Source organism: Delftia sp. UME58, from assembly GCF_014170385.1.
GTDB classification, from domain to species: Bacteria; Pseudomonadota; Gammaproteobacteria; order Burkholderiales; family Burkholderiaceae_C; genus Comamonas; species Comamonas acidovorans.
The window spans coordinates 23,695-50,610 of the sequence record NZ_LZZV01000052.1 but is presented as its reverse complement, the minus strand read 5'-3'; the positions used below and the strand labels follow the sequence as shown (position 1 = coordinate 50,610).

18 protein-coding genes and 1 tRNA gene are annotated in these 26,916 nt (G+C 60.6%); 16 read left to right on the top strand and 3 right to left on the bottom strand.

What is annotated here, in order from left to right; all coding sequences use genetic code 11:
• Nucleotides 1-334: 334 nt before the first annotated feature.
• Complete coding sequence (locus A9976_RS13300; RefSeq protein ID WP_183019397.1) at nucleotides 335-4,789, top strand: IPTL-CTERM sorting domain-containing protein; 4,455 nt, start codon at nucleotides 335-337, stop codon at nucleotides 4,787-4,789.
• Nucleotides 4,790-5,052: 263 nt separating this feature from the next.
• The gene (locus A9976_RS13295; protein ID WP_183019396.1) at nucleotides 5,053-5,736 is read left to right on the top strand and encodes a hypothetical protein; all 684 of its coding nucleotides are present in this window, start codon (nucleotides 5,053-5,055) and stop codon (nucleotides 5,734-5,736) included.
• A 1,221-nt stretch (nucleotides 5,737-6,957) separates the two neighbouring features.
• Here the strand turns inward: A9976_RS13295 and A9976_RS13290 are convergent.
• Complete coding sequence (locus A9976_RS13290) at nucleotides 6,958-7,212, bottom strand: hypothetical protein (RefSeq protein ID WP_183019395.1); 255 nt, start codon at nucleotides 7,210-7,212, stop codon at nucleotides 6,958-6,960.
• A gap of 264 nt (nucleotides 7,213-7,476) precedes the next feature.
• Between A9976_RS13290 and A9976_RS31735 the strand changes: the two genes are divergently transcribed.
• The 8 genes from A9976_RS31735 (at nucleotide 7,477) to pdxA (ending at nucleotide 21,513) form a co-directional block, all read left to right on the top strand.
• On the top strand, nucleotides 7,477-10,266 hold the full coding sequence (locus tag A9976_RS31735) for an Ig-like domain-containing protein (RefSeq protein ID WP_183019394.1): 2,790 nt from the start codon (nucleotides 7,477-7,479) through the stop codon (nucleotides 10,264-10,266).
• A 107-nt stretch (nucleotides 10,267-10,373) separates the two neighbouring features.
• Entirely contained in the window at nucleotides 10,374-14,585 is a 4,212-nt protein-coding gene (locus tag A9976_RS13280; RefSeq protein ID WP_183019393.1) for an RHS repeat protein, read from the top strand.
• Between the two features lie 66 nt (nucleotides 14,586-14,651).
• Nucleotides 14,652-15,110, top strand: a complete 459-nt coding sequence (locus A9976_RS13275) for an ankyrin repeat domain-containing protein (protein WP_183019392.1) — start codon at nucleotides 14,652-14,654, stop codon at nucleotides 15,108-15,110.
• A gap of 388 nt (nucleotides 15,111-15,498) precedes the next feature.
• Nucleotides 15,499-16,914 carry an RHS repeat domain-containing protein gene (locus tag A9976_RS13270; RefSeq protein ID WP_183019391.1) on the top strand — a complete coding sequence of 472 codons (1,416 nt, stop codon included), beginning with the start codon at nucleotides 15,499-15,501 and terminating at the stop codon, nucleotides 16,912-16,914.
• Complete coding sequence (locus A9976_RS13265) at nucleotides 16,911-17,384, top strand: hypothetical protein (protein WP_183019390.1); 474 nt, start codon at nucleotides 16,911-16,913, stop codon at nucleotides 17,382-17,384. The genes A9976_RS13270 and A9976_RS13265 overlap by 4 nt, the downstream gene beginning before the upstream one ends.
• A gap of 813 nt (nucleotides 17,385-18,197) precedes the next feature.
• Complete coding sequence (locus A9976_RS13260) at nucleotides 18,198-19,523, top strand: MFS transporter (protein ID WP_183019389.1); 1,326 nt, start codon at nucleotides 18,198-18,200, stop codon at nucleotides 19,521-19,523.
• A gap of 74 nt (nucleotides 19,524-19,597) precedes the next feature.
• Nucleotides 19,598-20,350: a Nif3-like dinuclear metal center hexameric protein gene (locus tag A9976_RS13255; protein ID WP_183019388.1), complete on the top strand. Its 753-nt coding sequence runs from the start codon at nucleotides 19,598-19,600 to the stop codon at nucleotides 20,348-20,350.
• 101 nt (nucleotides 20,351-20,451) lie between these two features.
• Nucleotides 20,452-21,513 (top strand): 4-hydroxythreonine-4-phosphate dehydrogenase PdxA, encoded by a 1,062-nt coding sequence (gene pdxA / locus A9976_RS13250; protein WP_183019387.1) that lies wholly within the window; start codon nucleotides 20,452-20,454, stop codon nucleotides 21,511-21,513.
• Nucleotides 21,514-21,605: 92 nt separating this feature from the next.
• On the opposite strand, the gene mscL is transcribed toward pdxA, so the two are convergent.
• Nucleotides 21,606-22,034: a large conductance mechanosensitive channel protein MscL gene (gene mscL / locus A9976_RS13245; RefSeq protein WP_012207302.1), complete on the bottom strand. Its 429-nt coding sequence runs from the start codon at nucleotides 22,032-22,034 to the stop codon at nucleotides 21,606-21,608.
• 149 nt (nucleotides 22,035-22,183) lie between these two features.
• On the opposite strand from mscL, the gene petA reads away from it, so the two are divergent.
• From petA to A9976_RS13215, 6 genes are all read left to right on the top strand, one after another.
• Entirely contained in the window at nucleotides 22,184-22,780 is a 597-nt protein-coding gene (gene petA, locus A9976_RS13240) for a ubiquinol-cytochrome c reductase iron-sulfur subunit (protein WP_097201459.1), read from the top strand.
• A 14-nt stretch (nucleotides 22,781-22,794) separates the two neighbouring features.
• Nucleotides 22,795-24,210, top strand: a complete 1,416-nt coding sequence (locus A9976_RS13235) for a cytochrome bc complex cytochrome b subunit (protein WP_183019386.1) — start codon at nucleotides 22,795-22,797, stop codon at nucleotides 24,208-24,210.
• Between the two features lie 17 nt (nucleotides 24,211-24,227).
• Nucleotides 24,228-24,983, top strand: coding sequence for a cytochrome c1 (locus tag A9976_RS13230; RefSeq protein ID WP_183019385.1), 756 nt, complete (start codon nucleotides 24,228-24,230; stop codon nucleotides 24,981-24,983).
• Between the two features lie 103 nt (nucleotides 24,984-25,086).
• Nucleotides 25,087-25,698, top strand: a complete 612-nt coding sequence (locus A9976_RS13225; protein WP_012207298.1) for a glutathione S-transferase N-terminal domain-containing protein — start codon at nucleotides 25,087-25,089, stop codon at nucleotides 25,696-25,698.
• A gap of 101 nt (nucleotides 25,699-25,799) precedes the next feature.
• Nucleotides 25,800-26,330: a ClpXP protease specificity-enhancing factor gene (locus A9976_RS13220; protein WP_043822309.1), complete on the top strand. Its 531-nt coding sequence runs from the start codon at nucleotides 25,800-25,802 to the stop codon at nucleotides 26,328-26,330.
• Nucleotides 26,331-26,428: 98 nt separating this feature from the next.
• Nucleotides 26,429-26,504, top strand: a tRNA-Thr gene (locus tag A9976_RS13215).
• Between the two features lie 69 nt (nucleotides 26,505-26,573).
• Here the strand turns inward: A9976_RS13215 and A9976_RS13210 are convergent.
• The gene (locus A9976_RS13210; protein ID WP_034396930.1) at nucleotides 26,574-26,879 is read right to left on the bottom strand and encodes a hypothetical protein; all 306 of its coding nucleotides are present in this window, start codon (nucleotides 26,877-26,879) and stop codon (nucleotides 26,574-26,576) included.
• Nucleotides 26,880-26,916 lie beyond the last annotated feature (37 nt).

The following is a 26,916-nucleotide window of genomic DNA, read 5'->3' as shown; positions in this document are numbered from 1 at the left end:
GGCATGTCGTACACAGGGTGGCGGTGGGCGCGTTCGCTGGGGTGCTGGTGCCCGGTGAATCACCGAACAATCGACATTGCCATATCGGGATGTGTAGACATTCGACTTTCCCTGAAGCGCAAATAGCCGTTTCAATCTCTTTGTTGCTTCATTTGAAATAGGACAAGTCTTATTTAAATTGACTTGCCAATTATTTTTTCAGGTCACGATTTGATGCGGATGAGTGATCTCAATACAATCGCGGACCAATGAATAGAGCGGGGAGGGAGGGGATATGGAGTGGAGAGACTCGGGGAGGATTGCGCCCAGATGGCTGATGCTATTGGTTGGCGCCGTGTTTACCATTGCAGGAACCATCGGCATTGCCTTTGCACAGGCCGCGGATGCGGTATGTGCCGAAGTCAAGATTGTCATAGAGCAAAAACTCTCGCTGGAGCGCCAGGCGTTCGACGCCAGGATGGTGATCACCAATGGCCTGGCGGACCAGAAGCTGGAGAACGTCAGCATCACGCTGCAGTTCCTGGATGCGAACAACCAGACGGTGATCGCCACCACGGATTCCGCAGCCTCCGGAGCCCGCTTTTTCTACCGCACGGATGGGGTCGAGGGCATCAGTTCGCTGGAAGGCGGCACCATCGCCCCCAAGGCCGTGGCGAATGTGCGGTGGCTCATCATTCCCGCCGCCGGCACGGGCGGCCGCGATCCCCAGGGGGCGGTCTACTACATAGGCGCCAAGGTCACCTACACGCTGGACGGCAAGACCGACACCGTGGAGGTGGCGCCGGAGTCCATCGTCGTGCGACCCCAGCCTGAACTGGTGCTTGACTACTTCCTGCCCCGTGATGTTCCGGGTGACGATGCCTTCACACCCGAGGTCGAGCCTTCCGACCCCTTCACGCTGGGCGTGCGCATCAAGAACAGCGGAGGCGGCACTTCGCACAAGACCAAGATCGATACGGCCCAGCCCCGCATTGTCGAAAATCGACAAGGGCTGCTGGTCAATTTCCAGATTCTGAGCGGCTATGTCAACGATGCGCCAGCAGGCAAAAGCCTGCTGCTCGACTTTGGCGACATCGCGCCAGGATCGTCCATGCATGGGCGCTGGAACATGGTGTCCAGCCTGGCCGGCAAATTTGTCGAATTCGCGGCCGGATTCACCCATGCGGATTCGCTGGGCGGTGATCTGACGTCCCTGATCAAGGCCGTCAATACCCATCAATTGGTCCAGGATGTGCGTGTCGATCTTCCAGGACGCGACAAGGTCCGCGATTTTCTGGCCCTGGATGGAGATGTCTACCGCGTCTATGAATCCGATGGCGTGGATACCGAGGTCAGCGATCAAAGCCGATCCGCGCAATTCGTGCCCTCCGGTGCCACCGCCAGCCTGCAGTTCAATCCCGTGGCGAATGGCATGGCCTATGCGCGCGTGCCCGATCCCTCCAGGGGCACCCGTCTTCCCCGGCAGGTGGTCCGCTCCGACGGCTACGTCGTCCCTGGCGAAAACGTCTGGCTCTCCAGGCAGCGCAACGAGGACCTGAGTTGGAGCTATCACCTGAACCTGTTCGATGTGAACACCACGGGCCGCTACACCATCGGCCTGGTCGCTGGCGAGGCACAGGCCAGCATTGCCGGCACAGCCTTCGAGGACCGCAATGCCAACGGATTGCGAGATGCCGGCGAGCCCGCCATCCCCGTGCTCGAAATCAAGCTCACCGGCACCCGGGCAGGCACCGGGGAGTCGGTGCTGGCCATGGCCCACACCGATGCCCAGGGCCAATTCCGATTCGATGGACTGCTGCAGGGCAGCTACGCGCTGTCGGCTGCCGTCAGCGAGGGGCTGGTCGATGGCGCTGCCCTTGCGGGCACGGCGGGCGGCCAGTCCGCGCCGGGACGCATTTCGGGCATTGATCTGGCCACCGGTACGGCGGCTGCGGGTTATCTGTTTGCAAAGCGCTCCGCCAAGGCGACCGGGCCAGATCCCGAACCGGAAGCGGACACGGGCATCAGCGTGACGGCGGCACCGGCCACCATGGCCCGCGACGGCGGCTCCACGGTCACCATCACGGCACGCAATGCCGGGCCGGCCATTGCTGCCTCCACCGTCGTTAATGTGGACCTGCCCCAGGAGTTGGAGATCGCCAGCCAGTCGGCATCGGCGGGCAGCTATTCGCAGGGCCGCTGGACCCTGGGCGACATGGCCAAGGACTCCGCCCCCACCCTGGTGCTGCAGGTGCGTCCTGCGGCAGGCGCCACGGCCAGGGAATTCCTGCTGGCCGCGCGCATCGGCGCGGCCACCCGTGACCCCGTCACCGGCAACAACGCGGCCAGTACCCTGCTCATGCGCGAGCAGGAGGCCTCCGTGGCAGCCTCGCAGACCCTGGACCAGGGCCTGCGTGTGCTGGCCTATGCCGCATGCGGCGCCGACACCGCTTGCACGGACGGCAAGCGCCTGGCCCTGCAGGATCTGCTGGCGCAAGCCGAGGGTTCGGTGCAGTTGGCGGTCACGCCAGGTGAGTTCCGCAAGGCCTTGCGTGCCGGTGACTTCAGCGCGCTCTGGCTCCATGGATCGGTGGACGACCTGGTCGCTTCCCAGATGGAGGAAGTGCGGGCCGCCGTCTACCGTGGTGCCTCGCTGGTCATCGACGGCGCACCGGGCGCGTTGCCGGACAGCCTGGCCGACGTCTGGGGCGGCAGCCGTTCGGGCCAGCCACTGCCTGCGGGCGTCTCTGTGCACCTGGGCGATGCAGGCCTGGGCGATGCGGCGCTGGCGCTGCAAGGCCAGGCCTGGGCATTGCAGAACGAGGGTACAGGCTCGGAACTGGCCCGCTATGGCACAGGGCAGACCGCTGCATTGGGCGTGGCCCACGGCAAGGGCCAGGTGCTGGTGATCGGCTTCGATGCGCTGGCGCAAAGCGCGGTTGCGGTTTCGTGGAAAGACTGGACCAAGACCCGCTTCACTGCCCTGGTCCCGCCTGTGTCCGAGCCCATGCTGGCGCAATCCGCCGTGCGCGTCAGAACCAGCATCGCCAACCGCAGCACACAAGCCATTGCGCTGGAGCAGGCCATGACCCTGGCCAGCGGCATGAAGCTGCGCTCGTCCTCGCCGCAGGCCGTGGTCGATGGTGATCAGGCCAGGTGGTCCCTGGAGCCTGCTTCCCAGGCCGAGCTGCGTGTGCAGGCCTGGCTGGATCTGCCAGGCACCTCGCTGGCCACCACGGTCGAGACGCAGTTGCGCAAATCCGGCGACAAATCGCTGGTGGACCGCTGGTCACAGCCGGTCGTCGTCATCGCGGAAACGCAAGCCGCCGCTAACACCCGGGCCGCAGTGGCTGCGCTGGTGCAGGCCACGGCAGACCAGCGGCAGGCCGCCGAGGCATTGCTGGACCAGGCCCGGGTCGCCATGGAGCAGCAAAAGCCGGCCCAGGCCATCTCGGCCCTGGTGCAAGTCCAGCCCCTGCTGAGGGCGCTGCCATCCCACGGCACCCGGAATGTGGCACTGCAATCGCTGGCGCAGTGGATAGGCCTGGTCGCCGCTCAGTGGCAAGACGAGCCCGCGCGCGATTGGGCGCTTTCCATTGTGTCCGGCGATCTGCAGTCGGCTCGGCTGGAGCAGTCCTTTGCGCTGCCGCTGCAGGTGCGCCTGCAGACGGCGGGTGGCAACCCGGTGGCGGGGCAGGAGGTCACGTTCGACGCACCCGCCAGCGGGGCCTCCGCGCGCTTTGCCGGCGGCAGCCGCCAGGCGCGTGTGCTCACCGACGCACAGGGCCTGGCACGCAGCCCGGCGCTGACCGCCACTGGCGCTGCGGGCAGCTTCACCGTATCTGCCGGCGTCGATGCCTTGCCTGGCGGCGTGCGCTTCACGCTGGACAACCTGGACGGCACGGCGCCCGTGCTGCGCATTGTCAAGCTGACAGGGGATGGGCAGACGGCCACCGTGGGGACGGCCTATGCGGCACCCGTGCGTGTCCAGGTCACCGATGCGCAGGGCACCGCCATGGCTGGCCACGCCGTGGTCTTTGCGCTGCCGGACAGCGGAGCGAGCGCCGTGTTTGACGGTGGCACGCTCGCGGCGCAGGCCGTCACCGATGGGGGCGGCGTTGCCGCGTCGCCCGCTCTTCGAGCCAATGGACTGGTCGGCGCATTCGAGATGCGCGTGACGGCGGCCGGTGCGGGCGAAGCCTTGCGTGTGTCCCTGCAAAACCAGGCCGCACCTGTGGGCGGCAAGGATGTGGCCCTGCCTACACCCAGCGGCTCCGGCACGCTGAAAGCCTCGGTGGCGGGCGGTGGCGCCAACTGCCGCTTCAACCCGGACAAGACGGCCGTGCGCAAGCCCGAAGGCTGGCTGCCGCTGTTCAACGTGCTGTTCTTCCCGCATGGCGTGTTCGACTACGAACTCACCGGTTGCGACGTCGGAAGCACGGTCACCGTCACCACCGAGTGGCCCAACCTGTTCGGCATCAGCAGCTACCTGAAGTACGGGCCTGTGCCCCATTCGCGGGGCCGCAGCATCTGGTATGCGCCCAGGAACCTGTCGATCAGCGGCAACCGCATCAGCTACACCATCACTGATGGCCAGTTGGGCGACGACGACCTGCAGGCCAATGGCGTCATCAAGGACCCGGGCGGCCCCGTCATTCAGTCCGGGCCCTTGCCTGGGGATCAGTTGACGGCGGTTCCTGGGCTGGAGGCGGCGGGCCTGGCTTTGTTGTCCGCTCTCATGGCTTTCGGCGCCTGCCTGCAGCACAAGCGCCGGCGCGCCGCCCGTGCAGGTGCGGGGATGGATGCATGAAGCTGCTCCGTTTTCCGGGCGCCGTCCTGGCGCATGCACTGGCGGTGTGCACAGCCGTCCTGGCGGCTGCGCCATTGCAGGCGCAGACCGATGCTGGGCCGCAGTCCTGTCGCGCAGATGCCCATGCCGTACGGCAAGCAAGGGCCGACGATACCCCCGTGGCATGGCCCCGGCAGGCGCAGCCTCTGGCGTTGACCCCTTCCTGCTGGATGAGTCCGGACGAGTGGCGCAGGCGCCTTGCTGCGCCCGGCCCGCAGGTGGCCATGCTCGTTGACGTGCGGCCGGCGCAGCACAGGCGCGCATCGCCCGTCACGCAGGCCATGCAGATGGATTTGCAGGAGTTGCAAGGCAAGCGCTTTCTGATGCCCGAGGAGGTCATCCTGCTGGGCACCGGGCTCGACCATGCGGACCTTGACGCGGCATGCCGGCAATTGCGCAGCCAGGGCTTTGTCGGTGTGAAGGCCTTGCTGGGTGGCGCGGCGACGGTATTGCCTCCCATGGCTCCGACCGGCTTGCAGGACCTGTCCGCCAGCGACTGGATCGCCAGTATGGGGCAGGGTCTGGCGTGGACGGTGCTGTCCCTCAGCAAGGCCCTGGATGCATCACCTGCTGTGCAGTCACCCGTTGATGAACAACAAACGCACCGGCTGGTCGCCACACACGATCTGGCTATCCAACTGAACGCCATAGCCAGCCGCAAGGCACGCGGCGACCAGCCAGGAATCTCCGCGTCCCGGGCCTTGGTGGTCATAGCCGATGCTTCGACGGAGCCTGAGTTGCGTGCCCGATTGGCAACGCAACAGGCCTCTTTGGGCCACCGGCCTGACGCAGTGCCCGTGTACTGGCTGCGGGGTGGCTGGCAGGCCTACCAAGCACAGGTGGCGAGCATGCAGGCCGTCGCAGCAACGGCAGGCCACCGGCTTCAGGCGGCATGCGGGCGGTTTTGAAAACCAGATTTACAAGATTGCGAGGGGCAGATGTTGGTGCAGAAAAAAATGGCCATTGCTTATTGGGTGTTGAGGGTTTTTTTGGGTGTCCATGTAGTCGCGGGAAAACTGATGGAGTGCCTTGCGGTGATGATCTGCGGTGTCATCTCGAAAATTCTTGGACCAATTATTTGTGCAACCACGGTGTTTCGTAATCTATTGGTTCTATTTCTGATTTCAATTTTCACCTCCATGGGGAGTGCTGGACAAGGAATTGATACGGGGTTGCGCGGCGACGATGTCGCTGCAGGAAAGTTTCCCATAGGTTTTGAATTCGAATATTTCGGTAGAAAATATACTGAGTTCTATGTAACGACAAATGGCTTGCTCAGTTTTGATAACAAGACTACGGCATATGCAAACACCTGTCTTTCCCAGACTTCCCTGGGTGATACGATTTTTGTCTATTGGGATGATCTTCGTACGGATGTTTCGGGGCAGGCAGGTGGAATGATTCATTATCTGACGCAAGGCGAGGCACCCAGGAGAAAATTGGTGGTTCAATGGACGAACATGTACTTCTATGGCACGAATTTGCCTATGGGTACTTTCCAAGTTGTTCTACATGAGGAAGCTAATGAAATAAAGTTCCAATACAGATATCTGCTGGGTACGGAGAGTAATGGCAAATCTGCAACGATAGGCATCCAGGGGCGACACAGCGAAAGAATCGAAGTCGGCTGCAACAAGGAAAATTCAATTCGTCCAAGACAGGGATTTTCCTTTGTCCTGAATGATGATGGAAAGTTTTTATTGAAGGAGAGCGAGTATGATTTTCAGGATATCTCGGGGCTTACACTCACAGCTCCTTCGGTAGAGGCCGTTTTTACGAATAAATCGCCGAAATGGTATTGGCATGCCTTGGGGTTGATGAATACCTACGAGGTGGAGGTGCAAAACTCAAGAAATGAAGTGGTTTATTCGGGTGATGTGGGAAATTCTCTGGATTTTTCATGGCCTGAAGAAATCGTAAATGGGGAGGCATACCGGCTGAGAGTACGGGGTAGCATCAATGGCGGAGGTACATGGGAAGAGTGGTCTGGATTTTCTGAGCAGGTCAAGATCGACTTGGATCCTCCCGAAGTTTCGGCACGGATCATTCAGAAAGATGCCGGGAAATCAGTGATTTCTTATAGTGTGGTGGATCTTGGTTCGGCTCTAAGGGGCGGAACTGTAAAGATTTCACATGATGCTGCTCATGCCAATCCTGCAGTGGAGCAGGCTGTTGGCATTGGTGAAAGAGAGTTTGTATTTGAGTTTCCGCCAGAAAAAAGCAAGATATTCGCAAGGCTGGCTTTTTCTGATGTAGCCGGGAATCTGGCGGAAGTAGATATTGAGTTCGACGTTCTGTCTCAGCCAGTTATTTTGCAGCCGCTTGAAAATTCCATAATCCAGGGGCCTGCGCTGCAGATCTCGGGTGTTGCCAAGAACAGCCAAGCAGTTTCCGTCTTCCTGGATGGGAGGGAAATCACATCCAATATTCCTGTGGACATGGATGGCAGATTTTCCTATGGACCCCACCGTCTGAGTCAAAGAGGCGAATATGACATCTTTGCGGTGGGGAGAAATGGCGATAGTTCCAGTGGGGTTGGGCAGGGTACAAAATTCTCTTATATACCTGCTCCTCCGCAGATCAGTGCCACCTTTGCCAACGCAGCACTGGAACCAAGCGCGACCATACGCGAGCCAGGCGAATTGGCCGTGTCCGCGCAAAGCCCCATCGGCATTGCCAGCGTCAAGGCCACCATCAACGGCCTGCAAGTCTTCGAGCGCAGCGGCGGCAATATCAGCCCGTTCAGCCACAGACAGTTCATCGACTTTGCGCAACTGCCCAATGGCGCGCACCGGTTCGGCATCACCGCCACCGATGTGGACGGGGTTTCCTCGGCGCTGGACATACCGTTCACGCTCAGCCTCAGCGCGCCGCCTGCCCCTGTCATTGCGCAGCCCGTCAACAACGCACAGGTGTCCACGCCGCAACTGGCCGTCTCCGGCACGGCCATGGCGGGCTCGCAGGTGCAGCTGTATCTGGGCGGACAGGCTGTGGGCACGCCGATGGCCGTGCCAGCCAATGGCAGCTTCTCCACCACCCTGACCCTGCCCGCCGAAGGCACCCACCGCATCGAGGCCACGGCCAGCAATGCGCGCGGCACCGGCCCCCGCAGCGCGGCGGTTGCCGTGACCTATGCCATCGCGGCTCCGACGGTGAACTTCACCATGCCGGGCCAGGATGCAACCGTTGTCGGCAGCACGGCCGTCGGTGTCGCCGCCTCGGCACCTGGCGGTATTGCCAAGGTCGATTTCTTCGCCAACGGCAGCCTGATCGGCTCGGCCACGCAGGCTCCGTACAGCGTGCAGTGGGATACGTCGGGCGTGGCCAACGGTGCCCTCACGCTCAGGGCCGTGGCCACCAGCAAGGCAGGCAAGACCGGTGAAGCCACGCGCTCCGTCACCGTGAACAACAAGCCGCCCGAGCCAGAGCAGCCCAAGACGCCCTACACGGGCACGGTCAGCTCCGTCAGCCCGGCGGTCTCGTACGGCGCGCAACGCGTCGTCATTGCCGGTGCCGCCGTGTCACGCGCCAGCGGACAGCCCATGCCCAACGCGGCATTGCGCATGGTGCTGGACATCTCGGGCTTCAAGCGGCGCATAGGCATGGCCACCGACGACAGCGGCCAGTACCGCTACGAATTCGTGCCCACGGCCAATGACAACGGCACCTACATCGTCTCCGTCATCCACCCGGAAGAAACCGCCACCACAGAGCAGGGGCGCTTCACCATCAACCGCCTGAGCTTCGACCTGGCCAGCTACCAGCTCACCGCGCCGCGCGGCTTTGCCGCCAGCATCACGGTCAATGCGCGTGCCAGCGCGGGCACGGGCGCCACCGGCGTGCGCTGGGCCGTGATTCCCGCACAGCAGCCCGGCGGCAGCCTGCCGCCGGGCATCAGCGTGGAGCCGGGTGCGCCGGTCAATGTGGCCGCAGGCGCCTCGGTGCCCATGGTCATCCGCTTCACGGGCAGTGCATCGGCCCGGGAGACGGGCACCGTCGTGCTCACGGCCTACGCCAGCGAGACAGGGGACACGCCCCGGGGCAGCTTCACCATCCACTACCGGCTGGTGCAGGCCCTGCCCGAACTGTTTGCCAAGCCCACCTACATAGAAACAGGCGTGCAGCAGGAAAAGACCGTCACCGAGAGCATCACCATCGGCAACCGTGGCCTGGTGGCGGCCCAGGACGTGAAGGTCCAGCTGGTGGACAAGGATGGCAAGGCCGCGCCTTCCTGGATCTTCCTGTCCAGCGCCAGCCATATCGGCGCCGTGGACGTGGGCGCCCAGGTGCCCATCCAGGTCACGGCCAGCCCGGGCAAGGACGTGGCCGATGGCATCTACACCTACCGCCTGCAGATCACGGCCAGCAACCAGGGTACGGGCACCATTCCCGTCTCGGTGGCCGTCACGCAAAGCGGGCAGGGCGGGCTGAGCTTCCATGCCACCGACCTGTTCACGGAAACGCTGGACGCGGGCGGCAAGCCCATACCGGGCGTGGCCAACGTGCGCATCCGCCTGCAAAACGATGCCGTGCTCACCTATCTGCGCACCCTCACCACGGACGCGCAGGGCAAGGCCGTGCTCACCGACCTGCCGCCCGGCACCTACACCTACCGGGCCAGCGGCCCGCGCCATGCCGACAGGTCGGGCCGCATCTTCGTGCGCCCGGGCGTCACCACCTCGGAGCGCGTGCACCTGCAGTACCAGACCATCAGCATTGACTTCAGCGTGACGGAAACCACCATCAAGGACGAATACCAGATCACCCTGGAAGCCACCTTCCAGACCCAGGTACCGGCCCCCGTGGTGCTGCTGGAGCCCCTGTCCATCAACCTGCCCGAGCTGCAGGTGGGCGAGGAATTCACGGGCGAGCTGACGCTGACCAACTACGGCCTGATCCAGGCCGACAAGGTCGCCTTCACGCCGCCGCAGTCCGACGAGTACTACCGCTACGAATTCCTGGCGGACATCCCCAAGACCCTGGCCGCCAAGCAGCGCGTGGTTATTCCCTACCGCATCACGGCCGTCAAGCTGCACCCGCGCAGCATGGGCTTCACACAGGCACGCACGGCGGAGATGGGGGCGGTGCAGAGCCTCGTGGTGAATGCGCGCAATGCGGGAAGCTGCTCGTCCTATGCGAAATGGGCCACCACGGAATGCAGCTGGGTCTGTGCCAACGGTGAGGAAGAGACGCGCACCAGCACCAGCACCTTCAGCCGGCTGGTCGGGGGCAGCTGCGGCTCGGGTGGCTCGTCCGGTGGAGCGGGCGGAGGCTGGGGAGGCATTGGAGGTGCGGGCGGTGCAGGCGGATGGGGAGGCGGCGGTGGCAGTGGCGGAACCCCGCTGCCGCTGGCCCCCGAATGCACACCCACCTGCCGTGGCCAATGCTGCGCAGGCGGCGGCGCCGGCCCCGGTGGGGGCGGAGGCGATTTCCGCTGACGCGCAGAGCATTCATCACACATCAGCTGCGCCCGGGCATCGCCCGGACGTCGGCCCCAGAGATGCATTCAACAAGGCAAACGATTCGCGAGACGAGAGGGAAAGAAATGAGAAACAGAAACCATGCTGTCCACGGCTGGCTGTGCGCAGTACTGACGGCAGCAAGCCTGCTGCCATCGATGGCCAACGCGCAGGACTATTCCGGCCCCAGCGCCTTCACCCGCCCAGGCGACCCCGGCTACTCCCTCACCACCCAGGCCAGCGAACCCCAGGTGCGCTGGATCAACGGCGAATACACCGAAACCCACCTCGACCTGCGCGTACAGGTCCTGGGCGGCCCGCTGGACATCGTGCGCAGCTGGAGCCAGGGCCGCTGGTGGCTCAACCCGGCCTGGGCGCCTTTGAACTTTGAACTCGATCCCCTGGGCCGTGACGCCCGGCTCATCGAGCGCGCGGGTGTCCTGTACGAGCGCAGCGGCCAGGCCGACCTCTACATCGCCAAGGGCAAGAACAACGCGCCCGTCTTCATCAAGCGGCTGGCCGAAGGCGGCAGTGCCCAGAACCCCTTGGCACAGTGGCGCTGGTACGACCGCCTGGGCAACAGCATCGACTACGACGCACAGGGCCGCATCCTGGGCTACGCCAACACCAACGGCATCAGCGTGCGCTTTGCCTACGACAGCGCCACGCGGGCCCGCATCCTGGACCACCACGGCGGCACCGTCTACACGGCCACGCTGACCAATGGCCTCATCACCCGCATCGAAGACCGTGCCGGGCGCAGCGTCAGCTACCAATGGAGCGGCCAGCTGCTCACCCAGGCCACCGACGTCATGGGCCAGCGCTGGAGCTACACCTACGACGGCAACGGCCAGCTCACCAGCCGCACCGACCCCCTGGGCGCCCAGGTCACGGTCCAGTACAGCCAAAGCATTCCCGCCCCCGCACCGCTGCTCACCCTGGGCGCCGCCGGCAAGGTCCTGGACCCCACGGGCACCAGCGGCACCACCAGCAAACTCGCCAACCTCTGGGGCGGTGGCCGCGTCGGCAAACTCGATGCCCAGGGCTGCGCCTCCACCGGCAAGAACCAATACCTGCGAGAAAAACGCCAGTTCCTCGTCACCTACCTGGACTGCCGGGGCAACACCACCGTCTATCTCTACGACCGTGAAGGCAATGAACTGGAGCGAACCTTCAACGGCAAACCCGCAGCCAAAACCCTGTGGGACGGCAACTACCAGACCCGCGCCATCGATGCACGGGGCCTGACCACCACCACCAGCTACGACTACAACTACCAGCCGCTACGCATCGCCCACCCCGATGGCAGCCTCGACCAATACGAATACGAGCCTGTGCGCGGCCTGAAGACCAAACACATCAACCAGGGCGGCATCACCAGCACCTGGAGCCATGACGACAAGGGCCGCGTCACCATCTGGACCCAAGCCCTGGGTCGGCCCGAACAGCGCACCACGCGCTACCAGTACGACAGCTACGGTCAACTGACCAGCCGCAGCACCGGCGCGGGCGACGGTACAGGCGAAGACAGCAGAACCATCAGCTACCGCTACGACAACAACGGCAGCCTGATCGAAGCCACGGACCCGCTGGGCCACAGCAGCCAGGCCAGCTACGACGCCAGGGGTCTACCTGCAACGCAGACCGACGCCCTGGGCAACACCACCACGCTGGGCTTTGATGCAGCAGGCCGGCTGACCCAGGCCAGCAATGCCCTGAACCAGACCACAAGCCACGAATACGATGCCAGAGGGCGAAGGACGAAGAGCACCAGTGCAGCAGGCCGAACAAAGCAAACCCGCTACGACCCGCAAGGTCGAGTCATAGAAACCATTGCCCCGGGCCAGACCCAAGGCGCAGGCACGCGCATCACCTACGACAACACGGGCCTGCCCCTGAGTACCACAAGCCCCAGCGGTCTTGTCACGCAGACCACCTACGACCACCGGGGCCGCATCGCCAGCAGCATCGATGCGGCAGGCAACGCCATCACCTACGAATACGGGGAAGACGAAACAGCACAGGCCGGCCTGCTCACCGCCACGCAGTACCCCACCTACAAGGAAACCTACCAATACGACCAAATCGGCCGGCAAACCTCAGTCACCCAGCATCTAGCGAACCCCTCGACCCCGGACCAAACCCGCACCCAGCACCAGCAATACGACAGCCTGGGCCAGAGGGTCGCCACCATAGACCCCGCAGGCCGCACCACCATCTATGAATACGACGGACTGGGCCACCTCGTCAAAACCATCGACCCCATGGCCCAGGCCACCAAGCAGACCTGGAATGCCCATGACCAGCTCACCAGCTTGACCGACGCCAAGGGCAACACCCACCGCTTCGAATACGACAAGGCAGGGCGCCTGATCAAGGAAACCCGCCCCATGGGCGGCGCCATTCTGTATGCCTACGATGCCGCAGGCCAACTGACACAACGCACCGATGCAGGCGGCAACACCCGCAGCTATGCCTATGACAAGGCTGGCCGTATGGTGCAGGAAGAGCACCAACTGGGCGGGAAGGAAACAGACCAGCACGTCACCTACCAATACGACGCCGACAGCCTGCTCACGACTTACGAACAAAAGGACGGCCAGCAAAACTTGATCAGCAGCGCGATCTACGACAAAGACGCCCAAGGCCGCACCACGCAAAACAAGGTGACTTACGGCAAGGTTGATAACACAGGTAGCTTCAGCTTCACGGTGGGTCAAAGCTACAACGCCGACGGCCAACTTGCCGGCCACAGCTACCCCGATGGCAGCGCAGGCCAATACAGCTACGACAAGGGGGGCCGCCTGAGCCTGGTCACGCTGCCCGATCAGAGCCAGATTCGCTACGGCAACTACCAATGGCTCACGGCCACACGCATAGAAACACCGGGTGCCACCAAGACAATCAGCGTGGATGCGCTGCAACGGCCGCTGTCCATCGAAGTGAAGAACGCTGCAGCCGAACTGCTGGCCAGCCGCCACTACCAATACGACAAGGCAGGCAACATCACCCAAATCGACAGCGATCTGGGCACCACCGAGTATGGCTACGACAACCTGGACAGGCTGACCAAGGCTGCACCAGACCAGCCACTCAAGGACCTGGGTCTGCCCACCGAGCAATACCAGTACGACGCCGTACACAACCGCACCTTTAGCGGCCACCAGGTGGGGCAGTGGAGCTACAACGCGGACAACCAGCTCACAAACTACCCCAGGCTCAAGCCCTTCGATGCAACAGCGCAACCCGTGCAAACGCAGGTGGAGTACTCACCTCAGGGCCACACGGCCAAGGAAAGCAGCGACAAGGGCGAAAAGACTTACGGCTACAACGCGGCAGAACGTCTGATCCGCTATGCCAGCACAGCGGCAGGCCATAACACGCCGAGCATTGAAGCCAGCTATCGCTACGACCCCTTGGGACGGCGCATATCCAAAGAAGTCAAGGAAGGCCAGGCTACCAAGGTCATCTACTTCTTCTACAGCGACACGGGACTGCTGGGCGAGACCGACGAACAGGGGCAGATGACTAGGGCGTATGCCTTCGATCCGCAGAAAGCGCAGCAGGGCCTATGGAGCACAGCGCCAATCTGGCAGGCGGAGGTCAGTGAGGCAAAATTAAGCAATAAGGACACCAGCATCTATTATTTACATACAGACCATCAAGGAACTCCATTGATTGGGACAGATAATCGTGGCGTCCTGAGTTGGTCCACTGTATCGGAGGCTTTTGGTGCTACTGGAATAATGAAAATTTCAAGAATAGTAGTAAATCAGAGATATCCTGGTCAATACTATGATGCAGAAACAGGGGATCATTATAATTTAAAAAGAGATTATCGATCTACGATTGGGCGATATACGAGTATGGATCCAATGAGCTTTGAGGGTGATGAGAATTTTTATGTATATGGTAGAAACAATTCGTTAATATATACAGATCATTTTGGAGGGGCTGCACAAGCATGCGCGTTAAATCCAGTTGGTTGCGGTAGATTGGTAATTTCAGTGGCAAAGCTGATTGGTGGAGCTTGCACAGCTGCAGTTACTACGGTTGGTATTTGGATGCTGAGTAGCGGCTCGGACTCTTTGACAGATGAGCAGGTTGCTGAGAAAAATGATGAAAGGAGGAGTTATAAGTATATTTGTGAACGATGGCCTAATCCAAATGATAAAGAATCTGATATTTGTGCTTGGGCTGAGTGGGAGAAAAAAAGGGTCAATAAGTGTGTGGAAATGAGAAAAAATGGGATGTTAAGTGGGGGGTTAAACATAATCAGCAAGTCTATGACGATTTAAGTAATAGACTTAAATCAATAGAAAGAACGCTGAATTCTCCAAAATGCTGCAAAAGTTGTGGTTAATATGAATGAAAATCTTGAGATTTTTGGAGGTATATATTTTGATAGAAAAAATCCATTTTTGGAAAAATTAGATATATTGAAAGTTAATGACGAATTTATTAAGGAGTTGTTAATATATGCAACGCAGCAAAAAAAGGAATGGGCCATAATAGCCTTATTAAAGCATGGGGCATCAGTTGATACAATTCTTCTTGGGGGTTCTTCATTAATTAACTACGCTTCAGCAGCAGGGATGTTGGATTTGTTGAATTATCTTTTATCCAATGGATTTGATGTAAATCATGTTGATGAGGATGGGGCGACACCTTTATATGATGCCCTTGTTGAAGGTAACTATTTGGTGGCTAAGGCGTTAATTCGTAAAGGGGCTGATGTAAACTTTCGTTCGATGGGGGTGACTCCAGCAGAATACATCGAAAGAAAAGGATTGAAAAAAATAATTGATATAGAAAATGAATGATGGATATTACTTGATAAGTACGTCGGCTATAAATACGGTATTTCGCGAGGCCAAAGCTACAACACCGATGGCCAACTGGTCAGTCATACCTATCCTGATGGTAGTGCAGGCCAATATCGCTACGACAAGGGTCGCCTGAGCCTGGTGACCCTGCCCGACCAGAGCCAGATCCGTGACGGAAACTACCAATGGCTCACGGCCACGCGCATAGAAACACCGGGTGCCACCAAGACAATAAGCGTGGATGCGCTGCAAAGGCCGCTGTCCATCGAAGTGAAGAACGCCGCAGCTGAGCTGCTGGCCAGTCGTCACTACCAATACGACAAGGCAGGCAACATCACCCCAGATCGACAGCGACCTGGGCCAGACGCAATACGGCTACGACCCATTGGATCGTTTGACCAAGGCCGCGCCAGATCAAAAGCTGCAGGACCTGGGCCTGCCCACGGAGCAATACCAGTACGACGCCGTGCACAACCGAACCTTCAGCGGTCACCAGGTGGGCACCTGGAGTTACAACGCGGACAACCAGCTCACAAACTACCCCAGGCTCAAGCCCTTCGATGCAACAGCGCAACCCGTGCAAACGCAGGTGGAGTACTCACCTCAGGGCCACACGGCCAGAGAAAGCAGTGACAAAGGCGAAAAGACTTACGGCTACAACGCTGCAGAGCGCTTGACCCGCTACGCCAGCACGGACGCAGGTCACAGCACTCCGAACATCGAAGCCAACTATCGCTACGACCCCTTGGGACGGCGTATCTCCAAAGAGGTCAAAGAAGGCCAAAACACTAAGGTCATCTACTTCTTTTACAGCGTTACGGGGCTACTGGGCGAAACCGGTGAGCAGGGGAAGATGACGAGAGCCGATGCTTTTGATCCTCAGAAGGCGCAGCAGGGACAATGGAGTACAAGCCCGATCTGGCAGGCTGAGGTCAACGAAGCGCAATTGACGAACAGGAACACCAGTATCCACTATCTGCACACGGATCACTTGGGGACGCCGGCTCTAGGAACAAACAAGCAGGGAGAAATCACGTGGAAAGGGGTAGCCGAGGCGTTCGGCGCCACAGGGGCATTGCAGCAAAGCCAAGTGAAGATGAATTTGAGATTTCCAGGGAAGTATTTCGACGTTGAATCTGGAGAGATTTACAATTACGAGAGAAATTATAAATCTGAAGTGGGGCACTATATCGAAAGTGATCCAATTGGAAATAATGGGGGCCTTAATTTTTATGTGTATGGTTTTGCAAACCCATTATTTTATACGGACTACTATGGAACTCTCTCCATATCTTGGAATACGCGTTGGCTCAGAGATCTAAATGAAAATCAATGCATTGAGGCATTCCCTGGTGCTGGTTGTCATAGATATCCTGAAGACTCGAGAACATTGGCAGTCGCTGTGATGGACGGCATGGAGGTCCGGGCTCCATGCAAAAAGGATTGTGGGACAGATGCTTGGCACTTAGATCAATATATGGTGAATTTAACGTTCGCTGTTCATTTAAGAGAGAATTACGTGGACTTCAAATGTAACTTGGCATGGATTCGCCGTGCAGAAATGGATCACATCTCTGACTATCTGAATTGGGTGAGGCAGAAGTCGACTGCAATGGCACAAAGCGTTGAGGATTCAAGAAAAAATATTAGCTTCGGAAGCCTTGAGTCCTGCATTTTAGAAAATTCCTCTGCCATGAGATCAGCATTACAAAGTTCATTTGGGGACGTGTTGAATTCAACAATTCAGGCGCACGATGTAAGTCGACGGCATACATGTGGAGATAAAGGACAAAGACCATGAAATCAAGAATATATTTTTTGTCTTTTGTTTTTATGATTATTTTTTATCGACCAGCGTTTTCCGGCGTGATCGAAGTTCTAAATATTACGTCCGTGGTATGCAGTAAGAAGAACTATAATTCATTGGTTGTGAAGTTTGATATATTGAATCGTGGGGGTGAATTTGATTTTTTCTTCAACAAAAAGGACAGGGACAATAGATTGATTGTAAATCCTCCAAGTGTGTCAGGGGAATTTTTTGGAGATGATGGGAGGCACTATTTTTTTCCTCTTCCTGGATCATTTGATGGATATGGTGATAAATTTATATCCATAAAAAACGGAGAAAAAATAAGAATTTCTTCTGAGATTTTCAATTTCAATAAAACTCCAGTTCTTAAAGGAATTTTGTTGATGAAATTTCATGATAAAAATGGATCTATTGTGTTTAATAGAAAGATAACAGTAAATTCACATGAAGCAGATTGTTAGGGAGTTCTCCCTGAACAACTCGAAAGTCGTTGATCTGATCCGCGGTTGTTCGGGTTGATCGGCAAAGCATTTGCAAGGTATGGTTTGGCCAGTACTTGTTTTCTTGCCAATCTCTCCAAGGGGTCATGCGGGTCCGAAGCCTTCACAGCCGCAACTGCCCCTCATAGCCGTACCTGTTGAATGGATTGGCTTCTTGATGCAGGCCGATTCCGGCCTGCTGGTCAAGGAGGCTGGAGAATAAATTATTTCGGTGATTCAGTTTGTGGATGGAATTCTTCCGGTAGCTCTACTGCGAATTTTTGCTTGAAAGCAAATAAATATGCCAACTCTTTTATGGGTTGGGGTTGTGCTGTGATCCATGAGTTGGCCCATAGCTGCGGATGGGATCATGGAGGAGGATTTGGGATTCCTGATGGAACAAGGGATTTGGATGACTTTGTTCAGAAGGGTTGTGAACGCTCAATCCCATCGGGCTGGCGCGATGCAAGCGCTGCACCTTTGAAGAGCGTTTGCGCGCCTGCCGGTAAGCCCGCCATCCCATGACCCATACGCCAGAGCGGGTAGACGGTCCGCCGTGATGCTGCGCCCAAGGGCGCCAAAGCCGCGCTCCCCACACAGCTACAGTACAAACCCTAGAATCCTCCGACGACTGCGCCACGCCGCGTTCGCTGTTGCGCCGGCCCACAAGCCGGCCCCAAGAGAGAACCAAGTCCTCTGATCCCGAAGTCTTGCAGAACGATCTGCCGCTGCACGCTCATCCGTTGCCGTGGCATCCACCGCGCCGTCCTGCTGTTCGATCCCTGGAAAAAAACCATGACTACGCTTGACCAAGCGCAGCCGGGCATGGCCCCTGCTGTTGCGACCGCACGTCCTCTCAACCGACAGGACTACAAGACCCTGGGCCTGTCGGCCCTGGGCGGCACCCTGGAGTTCTACGACTTCGTCGTTTTCGTTTTCTTTGCCAATGTCATCGGCAAGCTGTTCTTCCCGGCCGAGATGCCGGACTGGCTGCGCCAGCTGCAGACGCTGGGCATTTTTGCGGCGGGCTACCTGGCGCGGCCCATCGGCGGCATTCTGATTGCGCACTTTGGCGACATCCTGGGCCGCAAGAAGATGTTCACGCTGTCCATCTTCCTGATGGCCGTGCCCACGCTGGTGATCGGCCTGCTGCCCACCTACGCCTCCATCGGCATCGCCGCGCCGATTTTGCTGCTGGCCATGCGGGTGCTGCAGGGCGCGGCCATTGGCGGCGAGATGCCGGGCGCCTGGGTCTTCGTGGCCGAGCATGCGCCGGCGCGCCACTATGGCTTTGCCATCGGCTCGCTGACTTCGGGCATCACGGGCGGCATTTTCCTGGGCTCCATCATCGGTGTCTGGCTCAACAGCACCTACAGCGCCGAGGAGATCCACGACTGGGCCTGGCGCATGCCCTTCATCCTGGGCGGCGTGTTCGGCCTGGTGTCGGTCTATCTGCGCAAGTTCCTGCATGAGACACCCATCTTCCAGGAGCTGATGGCTCGCAAGCAGGCCGACCGCGAACTGCCGCTCAAGACCATCGTGCGCGACCACCGCCAGGCCTGCGTGCTGGTGGCGCTGATGACCTGGGTGCTGTCCACGGCCATCGTGGTGGTGGTGCTGTTCACGCCGGCCTATCTGCAGAAGGTCTTCCACATCGACGCGGCCCTGGCCATGAAGGCCAATGCCGTGGCCACGGTGACGCTGACGCTGGGCTGCGTGTTCTGGGGCTGGCTGTCCGACCGTATGGGCACGCGTGTGGCCATGGTCACGGGCTGGCTGGGCATGACGGTGACGGCCTATGCGTTCTATCTGAACCTGCCGGGCACGGCGTCCTCGCTGGTGTGGAGCTATGCGCTGGTGGGCTTTTTCGTGGGCAGCATTGCGCTGCTGCCGGTGGTGGGCGTGCGCGCCTTCCCGGCCGAGGTGCGTTTCACGGGCCTGTCCTTTGCCTACAACATGGCCTATGCGGTGTTCGGCGGCATGACGCCCATGCTGGTGTCCGTTTGGCAGCAGGTGGATGTGATGGCGCCGGCCCACTATGTGGCGGCCATGGGCATCCTGGGCGCGGCCATCGGCTTCTGGCCCCTGGCCTGCCATGGTTGGCAACCCAGGCGCGGCTGAGCTTGGCAGTGGGATGAAGGGCAGCATGGCTGCCCTTTTTCTTGGGCGCCGCATGGATCGCTGACAATCCGTTCATGAGCACCACGCGACAAGAACTCCTGGCCCACTTCGACGGATTGCTGCAGCCCGAGCGCTTCAAGGACTACGGTCCCAACGGCCTGCAGGTGGAGGGGCGCGGCGAGATCCGCCGCATCGTCAGCGGGGTGACGGCCAGCCGCGCGCTGATCGAGGCGGCCATCGAGGCGCAGGCCGACGCCATCTTCGTGCACCACGGCCTCTTCTGGCGCGGCATGGATGGCCGCATCACGGGCTGGCTCAAGGAGCGCATCCGCCTGTTGCTGGCCCATGACATCAATCTCTTTGCCTACCACCTGCCGCTGGATGCCCATCCGCAATGGGGCAACAACGCGCAGCTGGGCGTGCAGCTGGGGCTTGAGGGCCAGGCCGCGTTTGGCGAGCAGAACCTGGGCTGGATGGCTGCGGCGGAGTTTGCCGATGCGGCGGCGTTGGGCAGCCATGTGGAGCAGGCGCTGGGGCGCACGCCTGTCTGCGTGGGGGGATCGCGACTGCGCCCCATTCGCCGCATTGCCTGGTGCACGGGCGGCGCGCAAGGCCTCTTCGAGGCCGCGATTGCCGCTGGGGCCGATGCCTTCATCACGGGCGAGATTTCCGAGCCGCAGGCGCACCTGGCGCGCGAGACGGGCGTGGCCTTCCTGGCTGCCGGCCACCATGCGACCGAGCGCTATGGTGCGCCGGCCCTTGCGGGGCAGGTGGCATCGGAGCTGGGGCTGGAGCACCGTTTCATCGAGATCGACAATCCTGCCTGATGCTGGCCCGTTGTTGGCCCACTATTGGCCCGTCCAGGGGGCGAGTCCTTGTGCTGCAAGCACGGTGCGAATGACCGGCTTGCCTGATCCGGATACTGAAAATGCCTGATTCCACACATCCCCAAGCCGCGATTGCCATCACCCAGGGCGACTCAGCAGGCGTAGGGCCAGAGACCATCGCCAAGGCATTCATGGAAGTGCCCGGGGACATGCGGGGCTGCTTCGTCGTTGGCGAGTTGCAGACGCTGCGGCGGGCTGCGGCGGTTGCGGCGCAAGCGCGCGATGGCGAAAACGCCATTCCCCTGCCCGTGGCCGTCATTGACTCGCCTGCCCAGCTGTCGCAGGTGCCGCCGAATTGCATTCCCCTGCTGGAGCTGCCTGGGTTGCCCGGACCTGCGTCCTGGGGCCAGGTGGATGCCAGCGCCGGCGAGGCGGCTGCGCGTTGCGTGGTCTGGGCTGCGCGGGCTGCCTTGCGCGGCGAAATCGCGGCGTTGGTTACGGCGCCTCTGCACAAGGAGGCGCTGCATGCTGCGGGCGTGGATTTTCCTGGCCATACCGAGCTGCTGCAGTTCGAGGCTGCGCAGCATGCGGGTGTGTGCCTGGACCGCATGCCGGTGCGCATGATGCTGGCCAATGATGAGTTGCGCACGGTGCTGGTCAGCATCCATACCTCGCTGCGCAAGGCGATAGATGCCGTCACGCCAGGCAATCTGCTGCAGACGCTGCACATCACGCACGAGGCGCTGTCGCGCAGCCTGGGCCGTGCCCCCAGGATCGGCGTGGCGGGCCTCAATCCGCATGCGGGCGAAGGCGGGCTGTTCGGCAGCGAGGAGGTCGAGATCATCGCCCCGGCCATCGCCCAGGCGCGCGCCGAGGGCCTGGACGCCCATGGACCTTTTGCGCCCGATACGGTGTTCATGCGTGCCCGCAATGCGCCCGGCCACCCCGGTGAGTTCGACGTGGTGCTGGCCATGTACCACGACCAGGGCCTGATTCCCGTGAAGTACCTGGGTGTGGAAAAGGGCGTGAATGTCACATTGGGCCTGCCCCTGGTGCGCACCAGCCCGGACCACGGCACGGCTTTTGATATCGCAGGGCAGGGCCTTGCGGAGGCGGGCAGCCTGATTGAGTCCGTGCGAATGGCGCGCAAATTGGCGGCTTGAATGGCTAGCCCAAGCATCGGGAATCTGCAGTAATGGAAAACGCCCGTGGCAACCATGCCACGGGCGTTTTGATATGCGTCAAAACACGGATTTCAGCGCTTGAGGCTGTCGCGAATCTCGCGCAGCAGCACGATGTCTTCGGGGGTGACGGGGGCCGGCGCGGGGGCGGCCGGGGCCTCGCGGCGCAGGCGGTTGATCTGCTTGACCATCATGAAAATGATGAAGGCCAGGATGATGAAGTTCACCGCCACCGTGATGAAGTTCCCATAGGCAAACACGGGGACGCCGGCCTTCTTGAGGGCATCGAGCGTCATCGCTGTTCCGGGCGGCACGCTGCCCAGCACGACGAACAGATTGGAGAAGTCCAGCTTGCCGAAAACCAGGCCAACGACCGGCATGATCAGGTCGTTTACCACGGAATCGACGATTTTGCCAAATGCTCCGCCGATGATGACGCCCACGGCGAGATCTACCACGTTTCCCTTAACTGCGAACTCACGAAATTCCTGCATCATGCCCATGGCTGGCTCCATCTGGAAAGAGTTTGAGATAGCGCAGTATTGCGCGGCTTTGGAGCCTGTCAATGTCGGAGTCGGTATGGAATAACCATACTCGCCCCGCTACAATTTATTGTTGACCCCAACTCAAGCGACGTAGTTCGAGGAACCCCATGAGTGACACTCCAATCGACTCCAGCAAGCGGACGTGGATCATCACGTCGGCGTGTGCTGGCGCGGTGGGCGGCGTGGCGACAGCCGTCCCGTTCGTGAGCACCTTCCAGCCCTCCGAGAAGGCCAAGGCCGCCGGGGCTGCAGTGGAGGTCGATATCTCCGCACTCAAGGACGGCGAGAAGCTCACGGTCGAGTGGCGCGGCAAGCCAGTCTGGATCATCAAGCGCACGCCGGAACAGATCAAGGAACTGCCTGAGCTGGACAGCCAGCTGGCCGATCCCCAGTCCAAGCGCCACCCTGAAGAGTTCACGCCGCCCTACGCGATGAATGAGGCCCGCTCGATCAAGCCCGAAGTGCTGGTCGTCGTCGGCATCTGCACGCACCTGGGCTGCTCGCCTTCCGACAAGTTCCAGACCGGCGCGCAGCCTTCGCTGCCCAATGACTGGAAGGGCGGCTTCCTGTGCCCCTGCCATGGCTCGACCTTCGACATGGCTGGCCGTGTCTTCAAGAACAAGCCGGCCCCCGACAACCTGCAGGTGCCACCGCACATGTACCTGTCGGAGACCAAGCTCCTCATCGGTGAAGACAAGGCTTGAGGGAGACAAGAACAATGGCCCACGAATTCAAGGACATCGATCCGAACGCGCCCGCAGGCGCCAAGCTCACGAACTGGTTCGAGAACCGTTTCCCAACGGCTTTCGACGCCTACCGTGTGCACATGTCGGAGTACTACGCTCCGAAGAATTTCAACTTCTGGTACATCTTCGGCTCGCTGGCACTGCTGGTGCTGGTGATCCAGATCGTCACCGGCATCTTCCTGGTGATGCACTACAAGCCGGACGCCGAGAAGGCGTTCGCCTCGGTCGAGTACATCATGCGCGATGTGCCCTGGGGCTGGCTGATCCGCTACATGCACTCCACGGGCGCGTCGGCCTTCTTCGTCGTCGTCTATCTGCACATGTTCCGCGGCCTTCTGTACGGTTCGTACCGCAAGCCGCGCGAACTGGTCTGGATCTTCGGCTGCGCCATCTTCCTGGTGCTGATGGCCGAGGCCTTCATGGGCTACCTGCTGCCCTGGGGCCAGATGTCGTACTGGGGCGCCCAGGTGATCGTGAACCTGTTCTCGGCGATCCCCTTCATCGGTCCGGACCTGGCGCTGCTGATCCGTGGCGACTACGTGGTGGGCGATGCCACGCTCAACCGCTTCTTCAGCTTCCACGTGATCGCCGTGCCCCTGGTGCTGTTGGGCCTGGTCGTGGCCCACTTGCTGGCGCTGCACGACGTGGGCTCCAACAACCCGGACGGCATCGAGATCAAGGGCCCCAACGCGCCCAAGGACGCCAAGGGCCATCCGCTGGACGGCATCCCCTTCCATCCCTACTACACGGTGCACGACATCTTCGGCGTGACGGTGTTCCTGTTCCTGTTCTCGGCCGTGGTGTTCTTCGCGCCCGAGTTCGGCGGCTACTTCCTGGAGTACAACAACTTCATCCCGGCCGATCCGCTGAAGACGCCTTCGCACATTGCGCCGGTCTGGTACTTCACGCCGTTCTACTCGATGCTGCGTGCCATCACCAGCGAGATGATGTATGTGCTGATCGCCTGCGTGTTGCTGGGTGCGGGCTTTGGCGTGCTCAAGTCGCGCCTGCCGGCCGCCGCCAAGGGCGTGGTCGCCATCGTGGCCCTGGGCGTCATCGCCATGATGCTGTCCATCGACGCCAAGTTCTGGGGCGTGCTGGTGATGGGTGGCGCCGTGATCATCCTGTTCGCGCTGCCCTGGCTCGATTGCAGCCCGGTCAAGTCCATCCGCTACCGCCCGAGCTGGCACAAGTACCTCTACGGCATCTTCGTGATCAACTTCGTGATCCTGGCCTATCTCGGTGTGCAGCCGCCTTCGCCCATCGGCGAGCGCGTGTCCCAGGTCGGAACGCTGTTCTACTTCGGCTTCTTCCTGCTGATGCCCTGGTGGAGCCGCCTGGGCAAGACCAAACCCGTTCCCGATCGTGTGACGTTCAAGCCGCACTGAAGCTGGAGAGAACAACAATGAAGAAACTGATTCTCACGTTGATCGCGGCCCTTGGCATCATGACCGGTGCACAGGCTTCCGAAGGCGGCATCGCCTGGGACAAGGCGCCGGGCAAGACCAATGACACGGCATCGCTGCAAAACGGTGCCAAGCTGTTCGTCAACTACTGCCTGAGCTGCCACTCGGCCGCATTCATGCGCTTCAACCGGCTGCAGGACATCGGGCTGACCGAGCAGGAAATCAAGGACAACCTGCTGTTCACCACCGACAAGGTAGGCGAGACCATGAAGGCGGCCATCAACCCGAAGGAAGCCAAGGAGTGGTTCGGCGCCAATCCGCCGGATCTGACGGTGATCGCGCGCTCGCGCGCAGGCCACAACGGCACGGGTGCCGACTACCTCTACACCTTCCTGCGCACCTTCTACCGCGATGACACCAAGGCCACGGGCTGGAACAACCTGGCCTTCCCCAGCGTGGGCATGCCCCACGCACTGTGGCAACTGCAGGGCGAGCGCCGTGCCATCTTCGAGGAAGCCGAAGAGCACGGCGTGAAGACCCAGGTTTTCAAGGGGTGGGAGCAGGTCTCTCCCGGCTCCATGAGCGCAGTGCAGTACGATCAGGCGGTTGGCGATCTGGTGAACTACCTGCAATGGATGGGTGAGCCGGCACAGAACAGCCGCATCCGCATTGGCGTGGGTGTGCTGCTTTTCCTGGCGGTCTTCATCTTCATTGCATGGCGCCTCAACGCCGCGTTCTGGAAAGACGTCAAATAAAACCGTGACTGCAGAAGGCCGTGCAAGCCATTGTGCGGCTGAACTGTGTGCAGAGTGGGCGCCGCGAGCGACCCACTCTTTTTGATTTTTAGGAGCCTCCACCATGATGGTGCTTTATTCGGGAACGACCTGCCCCTTTTCACACCGTTGCCGTTTCGTCCTGTTCGAAAAAGGCATGGACTTCGAGATCCGCGATGTGGACCTGTTCAGCAAGCCTGAAGACATCAGCGTGATGAACCCGTACGGCCAGGTGCCCATCCTGGTCGAGCGCGACCTGATCCTGTACGAATCGAACATCATCAACGAGTACATCGACGAGCGCTTCCCGCATCCTCAGCTGATGCCCGGCGACCCGGTGGACCGTGCCCGCGTGCGCCTGTTCCTGCTGAACTTCGAGAAGGAATTGTTCGTGCACGTGAGCACGCTCGAGGAGCGCAACGTCAAGGGCAACGAAAAGGCCATCGAAAAGGCGCGCGCCCACATCCGCGACCGCCTGACGCAACTGGCTCCCGTGTTCCTCAAGAACAAGTACATGCTGGGCGAGAACTTCTCCATGCTGGACGTGGCCATTGCCCCGCTGCTGTGGCGCCTGGACTACTACGGCATCGAGGTGTCCAAGAACGCCGCCCCGCTGCTCAAGTACGCCGAGCGCATCTTCTCGCGCCCTGCCTACATCGAAGCGCTGACGCCTTCCGAGAAGGTGATGCGCAAGTAATTCGCATCGGTTGACGACTGATTGCGCGGGCAGGGAAGGCGGTCAACCGGTCGCCATCCTGCCCGTTTTCGTATTACGACCACTCTTTTCCTGGGATCGTCATGACTGCCCCCGAAGCAACTTCCACCCGCCCCTACCTGATCCGGGCCCTGTACGAGTGGTGCACCGACAACGGCTTCACACCCCACATCGCAGTGCGCGTGGATCGCAACGTGCAGGTGCCGCGCGAGTTCGTGCGCGACGGCGAGATCGTGCTCAACGTCAGCTACGACGCCACCAGCGGCCTGCAGATGGGCAATGACTTCATCAGCTTCACGGCCCGCTTTGGCGGCAAGCCACGCGAAATCATGGTGCCTGTCGAGCAGGTGATGGCCATCTACGCACGGGAGACCGGCCAAGGCATGGCTTTCCCGGCGCCGGAGTCGGATGCCGACGCCGACAACGAAGTTTCGGTCGAGCAGGAATCCGATGAGCCTGTGTCGCAGGACGCAGTTGCTGAAGTGCCGGCCGAGCCAGCTGCCGACGAACGCGTGGTGCAACTGGTGAGCATCCAGAACGAGGGCGACGATGAGGAGCCCCCGCGCACGCCGCCGCCTTCGGGCACACGGCCCTCGCTGAAGCTGGTGAAGTAGGTTTTTCGTACCCTGGGCCTGTGATCACGCGCGCAAGCGGGCTCGCAGGCGCCAGGAACGGCTGAAGCGGTCTTTTTCTGCGCTAGAATTCGTGCTTCGCCGGTTTAGCTCAGTTGGTAGAGCACCCGCCTTGTAAGCGGTAGGTCGTCAGTTCGAATCCGACAACCGGCACCAAAAGGTCTCCTTCGGAGGCCTTTTTTCATTGCTTTCTTCATTTCCGGCCGCGATTGTGTCGGCAGCCGATCAGGCCTGGACCTTGAGGCGGATCTCGGTCACGTCCCATCCCTTGGTGCGCAGGTGGGCGGCCATGGCCGGCAGCAGCTGGCGGATCTTGGCGGCTGCCGCGTTGTTTCGCACCAGCAGGCACCAGGTGCTGCCCTCGATGGGGCCAGCCTGCAGGCTTGCGCGCAGCAGCGGCGGCACCAGGGGCAGGATGGCTGTCAGGCGATTGCTGGAGTCCCGGGTGAGCTGTGCGAGCCGCGCCAGCGTGGGCGAGTTCTCGACAGCGTGCAGGGCGGTGACGGCGTGGTGGCGGCGTGTGAAGGTCATGGGCTTGAAGGGCTGGACTGGCAGCGTTGGCATGCGC